Origin of the sequence: Iodidimonas muriae (assembly GCF_014647255.1) — a bacterium.
Taxonomy (GTDB): Bacteria; Pseudomonadota; Alphaproteobacteria; order Sphingomonadales; family Rhodothalassiaceae; genus Iodidimonas; species Iodidimonas muriae.
Map to the genome: position 1 here is coordinate 60,642 of NZ_BMOV01000011.1, position 7,426 is coordinate 68,067.

Sequence of the window (7,426 nt, forward strand, 5' to 3'; positions counted from 1 at the left end):
GATGATGGTCTAGGCTTTTTTGGCTCCATTGCCAAACCGGTTCCCCAGCTGCATCAGCACGGGAAGAACGATCAAAGTGGTCAGCAAAGTAAAACCAATGGCCAGCATCAACAATTCCCCCATACTGGCCGTGCCCCGATGCGATGACAGCGCCAAAGACCCGAAAGACCCAATGGTGGTCAAGGCACTGAGCAGCACCGCACGCGGCGTGCTGGTTGAAAAGACAGCAATGGCCTTCCCGCCATCTTGTGCCAGATGGCGGGCACGCATCACCAAATGAATGGCGCTATCCACCCCAAGACCGATCAGCAAAGGCAAAACGATCACATTGGCGAAATTGAAGGGCCGATCAAGCCACACCCCCATAGCCGCTGTCAGCAAGCCCGCCAGCACAAGCGGCAACAGCACCATCAAAACAAAGCCAACCCGCCGCACCAAAGCAAAGATCAGCAAAGCGGCCAAAGCCAAAGCCGTGATCGTGGCCTGTATCATCGCGTACGACACCACATCCCCTGCCGCCAAGACCGACACCGCCCCGCCGGATAATGCCGGATTGACCTGCGACACCTCGTCCACAAAGGCCCGCCGCGCTTTGGGATCGCGCACATCTTCTTTGGGCAAAACCTCGACCCGCACTAGACCGCTCTTAGACACATAACGGGCGCGAATATCGGGAGGCAATGTCTCCAATGTTACGGGACGCGCCGTCAATTGCAGGCGCAAGCGTTCAATCTGCATGGGGAAAAACCGCATCAGCAGACGGTCCAGCTCGGTATATAAAACCGGAGCCTCACGCGCGGCATTGGAAAAATTGTCCAGAGCTTTAAAAAGCTGCTGTGCGGCTGCGCCCCGTTCTGTCCCCGCATCGGTTTCGGCAATGGCTTTCGCCCCGTCCATCAAACGGCCAACTGCCCTTTCGGCTGCTTCTTGATCAGGGTCGCCGCGGGCCATCATGCGGTCTTCCAGATCATCGCCTTCTAACAAAACGAAGGCCATATCGCCCGCCAGAAAATCAATCTCGTCCAGCTTGAGATCCTGATCTTCCGGCACAAAGCTATCAAGGCTGACCGTTGTGCGAACCGCAGGCTTTTCTTTTACCGCTGCGGCAAAAGCCTGAGCGGTTACATGATCCGGGGCCAGATAATTCAAGCGATAAGGCACATCCTGATCGCGGTCGAACAACAATTCAAAAGCCAGTACGGCCAAGGATTGGGGGTCGCGCAAATTCATCGGGTCCGCGTCAAAGCGCACATTCGGAAGGGCCGTTACCGCCACAAGGCTCAAAAGAACCGTCCCACCTGCAAGGCCATAGGTTATCCGGTGCCGCCATAAAGACGGCTCGTTCACCAGCGGCAAGGCATTGGGCGGCGGCGCGGTCTTTGGCCATAAAGCCAGACAGGCAGGGATAAGGGTCATGGCCACTGTAAAAGCGATCAAAACCCCGATGCCGGAAATGATGCCCAATTGCGCCATGCCGACAAAGCGCGTGGGCACAAAGGCGAAAAAGGCAAAAGATGTGGTCACCGTTGCCAGGAACAGCGCCGGCCCAACTTCGGAAATGGCGGCGGCCATGGCTGCGAAATGATCCGCATGCCGGCCCCGTTGCTCGCGGTATTGCAGCAAAAGATGAATGGCAAAATCGATCCCGAGGCCGATAAGCAACACCGTAAAAGCGATCGACACAAGGTTCAACTCACCAATGGCAAGGGCCGCAAAACCGGCGGTAAGGATAATCGACACCACAAGCCCCAAAAGCGCCGACAAAACAAACTGCCAGCGCCGAAGGCCGATCATCAACAAGACTGCCACCAGAATCAGCGACACAAGCGCCGAAATCTCGATCCCTTGAGACACGCTTTTCAATTCTTCGGTGCGCAAAACCGGATCACCGGTCAGCGCAATATCTGCCGCCGCCACAATCTCGTCCGGCAGGCTGTTGATGGCGGCGCGTACCGCATCCACAGCCGCCCGCGCCGGCTGCAAGGATTGATAATCAAGGATGGGATGGATCACCAAAACCCGCTGGTTGATGGCATCGTCACGCCCGAACATATGTTGCCAAGAAAGGGGCCGCTCTTCGCCTTGCAAAAGCGCATCAATAACATCGGCCACTTCCCGATAAGCCCCCGCCACCATCGGCAGGCCGATGCCTTCCTCGCTGGCCTGCGCGGCGCGGCTCAACTGGGTGAAGAACCCCTCGATACCGGGATTGTCCATCAATTCCCGCAGCAAAGGCCCGGAACTGGACATCTTGCTGGACATATCGATTAAATCGCCCAGATCAAGAAACAACAGGCCTTGCCGTTGAAAAAACGGATCGCTGGCAGGGGAAAAGACATCTTGAAACAAATCGCGGCGGGTTTTCAAACGATCCGCCAATGCGCCAGTCACATAATCGGCTTCATCCGGCGTATCGGCACGCACGATCACCAGAATCTGGTTTTTCAAATTGGGAAAGGCAGCATCCATGGCTCGTGCGTTCACCCGGAAAGGCTCGCGGCCATCGATCATCTCGGAACTGTCGGTGTTGATTTCAAGATTGTTAAGGGCGGCGAATATCGCCAAACCGGTCAACAGTGCCAAAGCCATCAGCGCCAAAGCAGGATGTCTGCCGATCCCCCCGACCCACTGTAGCAGGGCCTTTTCGATCACCCGTTCCGTTGCCTGACGCACCTTCATCTATCCCATCAATTCACAAGAGCACAGTATCCCACCGGCGGGATGAGCATAAGCTGAACATAAAGCTGCGCTGATCCGGCACCAAAAGCCGTGGCTTTAATGATCGCTTTCCACCAGCATGTCTTCACGCACTCCGGTTTTTACGGCCAAACCTTCGGCAGTGATCGTAATAGACTGCGGCCAATTGGCCCGTGCCAGCCCCTTGCGTTCCAATGCCGCCCACACATTGGCATTGTTCAACCCGCTGGCAAATCTGTTGGACACCGAAAAACGCCCCACATGCACATGATCCCCATGGGCATGGGGCATTTGAAAAAGCGTTACCTCACCCGTTTCTTCATTGGTCGAGGCCAGATCCGATTGCTCGGCCAGTTCTTGCAATAAAGCAAGAGTCCGTAATTGCAATTTGTTCAGTCTCGTCGGTGCCATGGATGCGCCCCTTTCTCCGGATCGTTAACGGGTGAGAGAATAGGCCGCTCTTTCACCCGACAAAAGGCGGGAAAGCAATTCTTTTCTTGGACAAAATGGCACATCCATCGCTATCTATGAATATACGGCCTAGCAATCCATGGAAGACACAGTAAGAATATCACATAGATAACGCGCTAAATGGGTCAACTTAACCGATGCAAAAGGAAAAATAGCATCGGTTTTCGTTGAATCCTTGCGCTGACTGAATTAGGTCACAAGTCGGTTTCGCGCATGCACCAAAGGGGCGCAAGGAAAAATGGCACATCTAACGCATCTCCGTCGTCTGGAAGCGGAAAGCATCCGCATCATCCGGGAAGTGGCCGCCGAGTGCCGCAATCCAGTGATGCTGTTTTCCATCGGCAAGGATTCCATGGTGATGCTGCATCTGGCGCGGAAGGCGTTTTATCCGTCTCCACCGCCCTTCCCGATCCTGCATGTGGATACCACATGGAAATTCCGCGAGATGATCGAATTCCGCGATCGCATCGCCAAGGAATGGAACCTGAATCTGATCGTTCATATAAATGAAGACGGTGTGAAACAGGGCATCGGTCCTATTTCGCATGGCTCTGCCATTCATACGGACATCATGAAAACCCAGGGTCTGAAGCAGGCTTTGGATAAATACGGCTTTGATGCCGCTTTTGGCGGGGCACGGCGGGATGAGGAAAAATCCCGCGCCAAGGAACGGATTTTCTCTTTTCGATCGGCGCAGCATCGCTGGGACCCGAAAAATCAACGGCCCGAACTGTGGAGCACCTACAACACCCGCATCCACAAAGGCGAAAGCGTGCGCGTCTTCCCCATATCCAATTGGACGGAACTGGATGTGTGGCAATATATTTATCAGGAAGATATTCCCATCGTGGATCTGTATATGGCCGCCAAGCGCCCCGTTGTGGAGCGTGATGGTGCCTTGATCATGGTGGATGATGAGCGCTTTTTGCTGCATCCGGGCGAAACACCGCAAGAACGCATGGTGCGCTTCCGCACTTTGGGCTGTTATCCACTGACTGGCGGGATCGATTCCGATGCCACCGATCTTCCGGGTATCATCATGGAAATGCTGGTGTCGCGTACATCTGAACGGCAAGGCCGCGTGATCGACCGCGATCATGGCGCCTCGATGGAAAAGAAAAAGCAGGAAGGCTATTTCTAATGCACGAGCCCCTGACCAAAAACTCCGATGCGCTGACCGCCTATTTGAAAGAGCAGGAAGCCAAGGACCTGCTGCGCTTTATCACATGCGGCAGTGTGGATGATGGAAAGTCCACATTGATCGGCCGTCTGCTGTTCGATTCCAAAATGATCTTTGAAGATCAGCTTGCCGCCCTGGAAAGCGATAGCAAAAAAGTCGGCACCACCGGCGATGATATGGACTTGGCCCTGTTGCTCGATGGCCTTGAAGCGGAGCGCGAACAAGGCATCACCATTGATGTCGCTTACCGCTTTTTTGCCACGGACAAGCGCCGGTTCATCGTTGCCGACACCCCCGGCCATGAACAATATACCCGCAATATGGCCACGGGTGCCTCCACCGCCGATGCGGCTGTGATCTTGCTGGATGCGCGCAAAGGGATCTTGACCCAAACCCGCCGCCACAGCTTCATCTGTTCCTTGCTTGGCGTGCGCAATATCGTGTTGGCTGTCAACAAGATGGATCTGGTGGACTATTCCCGCGAGGTGTTTGAGAAAATCCGCGAGGATTATGAAGCCTTTGCAAAAACGGTCGGCTACGAAAACGTCACCTGCATTCCGCTATCGGCATTGAAGGGCGATAATGTGCTGCGTTCGTCGCCGCAATTGGCCTGGTACAACGGCCCCACCCTCTTGGCCGAACTGGAAACCATCCGCCTTGGCGAAGACGAGGACCTAAAGCCTTTCCGCTTTCCCGTTCAATGGGTGAACCGCCCCAATCTGGATTTCCGCGGCTTTTCCGGCACCATTGCCGGTGGCGCCGTGGCCGTTGGCGATGAAGTGGTGGCCCTGCCCAGCGCCAAAACCAGCAAGATCAAATCCATTGTCACTTTCGATGGCACATTGCCCCGCGCGGGAACAGGCGAAGCCGTTACCCTGACCTTGGAAGACGAAATCGATATTTCTCGTGGTGATATGATCTGCCACCGGGAAGACCGCGCCAGTCTGTCCGATCAGTTTGAAGTCAAAATCGTCTGGATGTCCGATGAGGCCCTGATGCCCGGGCGTCCCTATCTGTTCAAGGGGGCCGCCAACACCGCCTCTATGGTGGTGACACGGCTCAAACATTCGATCAATGTCAACACGCTGGAGCAGATGGCCACCAAACGCCTGATGCTCAATGAAATTGGCGTCGCGAATATCAGCCTTGACCGGCAGATTACCTTTGATCCTTATAAGGACAATCGGGAAACCGGCAGTTTCATCATCATCGACAAGCTGACCAACAACACTGTCGGCGCCGGCATGATCGATTTCGGTTTGCGCAGAGCCAGCAATATCCATTGGCAAGCAGTGGATGTGAACAAAGCCGCTCGTGCCGAGATGAAAGCGCAAAAGCCCGCCGTTCTGTGGTTCACCGGGCTTTCAGGGTCGGGCAAATCCACCATCGCCAATCTTGTGGAAAAGCGCCTGCATACGGCGGGGAAACACACCTATATGCTGGATGGCGACAATGTGCGCCACGGGCTGAACAAGGATCTGGGATTCACCGAAGAAGACCGGGTGGAAAATATTCGCCGGGTGGCCGAAGTGGCCCGCTTGATGGCCGATGCGGGGCTGATCGTTCTGGTATCCTTCATCTCGCCTTTCCGTTCCGAGCGGCGAATGGCCCGCGATCTTTTGGACGATGGCGAATTCCATGAAGTGTTCGTGGATACACCTTTGGAAATTTGCGAACAACGCGATCCCAAAGGGCTTTATAAAAAGGCCCGCAGTGGCGACATCAAGAATTTCACGGGCATCGACAGCCCTTATGAACTGCCGGAATCTTGTGAGCTGACCTTAAAAACAGCCACCATGTCCGCCGAAGATTGCGCCGAAGCGGTGATGGATTATCTTGATAGACTGACGATTTCCTAAACTGCCCTATAATGGGCCCAGAAAAAATTGCCGCTGCACAGTGTTTTCTGTGCGGCGGCTTTTTTATCGCATTATGGCTATCGTCGCTGATGAATGCGCGGCCTAAGACAGACTGTCTTCTGTCAGAGCCATCACCCGATCCTTGGGAAAGGTCACGGTAAAGCAGCTGCCCTTTCCCAATTGGGAGTCAAGCGTCACCACGGCCCCATGCAATTCAGCCAGGTGTTTCACCAATGGCAAACCAAGGCCACTGCCGGGATGTTCGCGCGACAGCGTATTATCTACCTGCTGAAAGGCCTGGAACACCAGTTCCTGATCTTTTTCATCAATGCCAATCCCCGTATCGCGCACACAGGTAACGATATGCCCGTCCTGATACTGGAATGTAACCGTCACTTTGCCGTCTTCAGGGGTGAATTTGATGGCATTGGACAGCAGATTGAACAGAATTTGCCGCAGGGCCCGCATTTCCGCCCACAAATGCGGCAGATCAGAAGGAGCATCAACCTCTATGGTCACCTTTGCCTCTTCCGCCATGGGCCTGCATTGAGACACCGCCGATTGCGCCAAAAATTCCAGATCGATGCTTTCCTCATGCAATTCATAGCGACCGGCTTCAATGCGCGACAGATCCAGAATCCCGGAAATCAATCCCAGCAAATGCCGGCCGCTTTCCAAAATCAGCGCGCCATATTCCCGCATGGTGTCTGTCTGTATATGCATATCCGTGCGGCTGATCAGCTCTGCAAAACCAATGATGGAATTAAGCGGCGTGCGCAGTTCGTGGCTCATCACCGCCAGAAACTGGGATTTGGCATGATTGGCCCCTTCCGCTTGTCGGCGGGCGCTGATCAATTCCATTTCCTGCTGTTTTAAAGCCGTGATATCCGCATGGGTACTTACAAGCCCGCCGCGAGAGGTTTTTCGGACCATGGTTTGCACCCAACGCCCGTCCGCCAATTGCTCGACAAAGGCATTGACGCTCTCGCTTTCAGGCGTGCGCCCATTGGGGAAAAAATTGCGAAACTGCCGGTTTGCAAGCTGCAATTCACCATCCGCACTATAGATCGAAAAGGCTTCTCCGGTGTTTTCAATGGCATCGCTCAGCTGGGAATGAGCCATCTTCAAGGCCTGCTTGGTCCGCAAAGAGTCTAGGGTCAGGACCTATTAAATTCGGGGATTCCCATTTGTTGTAATACGTGATTCACCATGGCAAAGG

The 7,426-nt window shown here is 54.5% G+C and carries 4 protein-coding genes and 1 pseudogene; 2 read left to right on the forward strand and 3 right to left on the reverse strand.

Annotated elements, in window-relative coordinates:
• Positions 1-9: 9 nt before the first annotated feature.
• Together IEX96_RS12770 and IEX96_RS12775 are read right to left on the reverse strand one after the other, a co-directional pair.
• Positions 10-2,679: an MMPL family transporter gene (locus tag IEX96_RS12770; RefSeq protein ID WP_150006039.1), complete on the reverse strand. Its 2,670-nt coding sequence runs from the start codon at positions 2,677-2,679 to the stop codon at positions 10-12.
• Between the two features lie 96 nt (positions 2,680-2,775).
• Positions 2,776-3,108 carry a hypothetical protein gene (locus IEX96_RS12775; RefSeq protein ID WP_150006038.1) on the reverse strand — a complete coding sequence of 111 codons (333 nt, stop codon included), beginning with the start codon at positions 3,106-3,108 and terminating at the stop codon, positions 2,776-2,778.
• A gap of 289 nt (positions 3,109-3,397) precedes the next feature.
• Between IEX96_RS12775 and cysD the strand changes: the two are divergent.
• Together cysD and cysN are read left to right on the forward strand one after the other, a co-directional pair.
• Positions 3,398-4,309, forward strand: a pseudogene (cysD, locus tag IEX96_RS12780) (sulfate adenylyltransferase subunit CysD); the annotation flags it as partial.
• Positions 4,309-6,207, forward strand: a complete 1,899-nt coding sequence (gene cysN / locus IEX96_RS12785) for a sulfate adenylyltransferase subunit CysN (protein WP_150006036.1) — start codon at positions 4,309-4,311, stop codon at positions 6,205-6,207. The pseudogene cysD and the gene cysN, both read left to right, overlap by 1 nt.
• A 102-nt stretch (positions 6,208-6,309) precedes the next feature.
• Here the strand turns inward: cysN and IEX96_RS12790 are convergent, their stop codons facing one another.
• Positions 6,310-7,329 (reverse strand): sensor histidine kinase, encoded by a 1,020-nt coding sequence (locus IEX96_RS12790; protein ID WP_188874041.1) that lies wholly within the window; start codon positions 7,327-7,329, stop codon positions 6,310-6,312.
• Between the last annotated feature and the right edge of the window lie 97 nt (positions 7,330-7,426).

What these genes read in the sequence shown, in the direction of transcription:
- IEX96_RS12770 (WP_150006039.1), bottom strand. Translation starts at nt 2,679, where the DNA reads ATGAAGGTGCGTCAGGCAACGGAACGGGTGATCGAAAAGGCCCTGCTA.
- IEX96_RS12775 (WP_150006038.1), bottom strand. Translation starts at nt 3,108, where the DNA reads ATGGCACCGACGAGACTGAACAAATTGCAATTACGGACTCTTGCTTTA.
- cysN (WP_150006036.1), top strand. Translation starts at nt 4,309, where the DNA reads ATGCACGAGCCCCTGACCAAAAACTCCGATGCGCTGACCGCCTATTTG.
- IEX96_RS12790 (WP_188874041.1), bottom strand. Translation starts at nt 7,329, where the DNA reads ATGGCTCATTCCCAGCTGAGCGATGCCATTGAAAACACCGGAGAAGCC.